General features: G+C 69.9%; 2 protein-coding genes and 1 tRNA gene. 2 read left to right on the forward strand and 1 reads right to left on the reverse strand.

Going from position 1 to position 2425, the window contains the following annotated elements; genetic code table 11:
- Positions 1 to 208 precede the first annotated feature (208 nt).
- A tRNA-Phe gene (locus tag FHG71_RS23070) sits at positions 209 to 283 on the reverse strand.
- A 234-nt stretch (positions 284 to 517) separates the two neighbouring features.
- Here FHG71_RS23070 and FHG71_RS23075 point away from each other — a divergent pair.
- Positions 518 to 1159: a TetR/AcrR family transcriptional regulator gene (locus FHG71_RS23075; protein WP_176559609.1), complete on the forward strand. Its 642-nt coding sequence runs from the start codon at positions 518 to 520 to the stop codon at positions 1157 to 1159.
- Between the two features lies 1 nt (position 1160).
- Complete coding sequence (locus tag FHG71_RS23080; RefSeq protein ID WP_139084148.1) at positions 1161 to 2393, forward strand: efflux RND transporter periplasmic adaptor subunit; 1233 nt, start codon at positions 1161 to 1163, stop codon at positions 2391 to 2393.
- The last annotated feature ends 32 nt before the right edge of the window (positions 2394 to 2425 follow it).

The following is a 2425-nucleotide window of genomic DNA, read 5'->3' on the forward strand; positions in this document are numbered from 1 at the left end:
TCACGCGCGTCGCCTGACCTCGAGGGGAAAGGGGCGAACTCGGCCTCAACTCGAGTTGCGCAACAACGCCCTCCCAAGGCGAGAGACCATACCCCCACTTGTACCCCCAAAGCTCATGGCTGCCAACGATTGAAGTTGGACGCTCTTGGATTCAAGGGGCACACTATCAGAGGCTTATAAACACCCTGGATGTCTTTGGAGGGAGGTGTGGTGCCCGGGGGCGGATTTGAACCACCGACACGCGGATTTTCAATCCGCTGCTCTACCCCTGAGCTACCCGGGCACGGGGATGCGGTCGAGTGGTCCGCATCGGGTAGCGGGCTTTTAGGCGAGCCCGGCAGGCGTGTCCAGAGGGGACTCTGGGGCCAGATCGCCTGTTTGATGAGCTTCACAGTCATGACCCGGCGGAAAGCGGCACAATTTTCCCTTGGGTCATCCGTAGCCACTAGACAAGCGATCCCGACTTCTCCATCTGAATGAACGTTCATTCACCCAGCCTTGCAGGAGATTCGTCCCGGTGCCCCATGAACTCCTTTCGACCCAGGCCGCCCGCACGACCGACGGGCACGACGGACCCGCCCGGGGGGACGAGATCCTCACGCTGGCCCGTCACGCCTTTGTCGAGAAGGGCTTCGACAAGGCCTCCATGCAGGACCTCGCCCGCGCGGCGGGGATGAGCGCCGGGAACTTCTACCGCTACTTCCCGTCCAAGGCCGCCATCGTCGAGGCGCTGATCGCCCGGGACATGGCCGAGATCGAGGAGGCGTTCCAGGCGATCGTCGCCTCGCCCGACCCGGTCGGCGGGCTCAAGGTCGCGCTGCGCCAGGAGCTTGGCAAAGGCTGCGACAAGGACGAGGCGCTTTGGGCCGAGATCGCCGCCCAGGCCCCCCGGAAGCCCGAGATCGCCGCGCTGCTCGGCCGCATGGAGGACGTCATCGTCCTCCGCGTGGCGCAGGTGCTGGGCCGTGCGGCCGGAATATCCGACGAGACCGCGATGGACCGCTTCGGCGACGATGCGCGGCTCGTCTTCATCATCATGCATGGCGCGATGACCTCCAACCTCATGCGGACGGCCCTTGCGGATCGTCTGACCGACCGCGTCCTGCGCACGATCGACCGCGTGCTGGACGAGGCCCTGGCCGAATCGAAGGAGTCCTGAGATGTCCCCCCTCTCCCCGGCCGCCCTGCTGCGCGGCGCCTGCCTCGCCGCCCTTCTCGTCGCCGCGCCGCAGGCCTGGGCCCAGGAGGCCCATGGCGAGGCCGAGGCCGAGGCGCCCGCCGCCGAGGCGGCCCTGCCCGCCATCACCGTATCCGAGGTCCGCGCCCTGCCACTCACCGACCGGGTGATCGCCTCGGGCCTCGTGGACGCGGTCGAGGAGGTCGCGGTGCAGCCGCTCGTCGAAGGCCAGCCCATCGACGAGCTTCTGGCCGACGTGGGTGACACGGTGACGGAGGGCCAGGTCCTCGCGCGGCTCTCGACCTCGACCCTGGAGCTGCAACTGAGCCAGCTCGCCGCCAACCGCGCCACCGCCGAGGCGTCGATCACCCAGGCCGAGGCGAGCCTCGTGGAAGCCCGCGCCAGCGCCGAGGAGGCGCAGCGCGTCGCCAACCGGACGGCCGAGCTGGCCGAGGCGGGCAGCGTCTCGTCGGCCCAGCGCGACCAGGCCGAGGCCGCCGCCGTGCAGGCCCAGGCGCGGTTGCGCGTGGCCGAGCAGGGCATCGCCTCGGCGCAGGCGCAGCTCGAGCTGGCGGACGCGCAGATCGCCAACGCCGAGCTGCAGCTGTCGCGCACCGAGGTGAAGGCGCCGGTGGCCGGCCTCGTGGTGGCTCGCAACGCGCAGGTGGGGGCCATCGCCTCCTCGGCCGCGGGCCCGATGTTCACGCTGGTCCGCGACGGCGCCATGGAGCTGCGCGCCGACGTGTCCGAGCAGGACCTCCTGAAGCTCCGCCCGGGGCAGGCGGCGCGGCTCTCGGCCGTGCAGGGCTCGGCGCCCATTCCCGGCGAGGTCCGTCTCGTGGAGCCCGCCATAGATCCGCAAACCCGCCTGGGCGTGGCCCGGGTCCAGATCGACGATCCCTCGCGGGTGGTGAAGGGCATGTTCCTGACCGCCGAAGTCATCGTCGACGAGCAGGAGATGATGGCGGTGCCCGTGACCGCCGTGGGCCAGGGCCCGGACGGCGCGACCGTGATGCGCGTCCGCGACGGCGTGGCCGAGCGCGTCTCCGTCACCGTGGGCATCCGCGACGGCGGGCTCATCGGCATCACCGAAGGGCTGGAGGCCGGGGACCAGGTGGTCACCAAGGCCGGGGCCTTCGTCCGCGACGGCGACCGGATCAACCCGATCCCCGCCGAGATGGAAACCGCGTCCGCGACGCCGGCCCAAGGAGAGTAGCGATGAACTTTTCCGCCTGGTCGATCCGCAAC

Source organism: Rubellimicrobium roseum (assembly GCF_006152145.1).
Classification (GTDB): Bacteria; Pseudomonadota; Alphaproteobacteria; order Rhodobacterales; family Rhodobacteraceae; genus Rubellimicrobium; species Rubellimicrobium roseum.

Excerpts from the sequence above, each read along its gene's own strand:
- FHG71_RS23080 (WP_139084148.1), top strand. The coding sequence starts at position 1,161 with ATGTCCCCCCTCTCCCCGGCCGCCCTGCTGCGCGGCGCCTGCCTCGCC.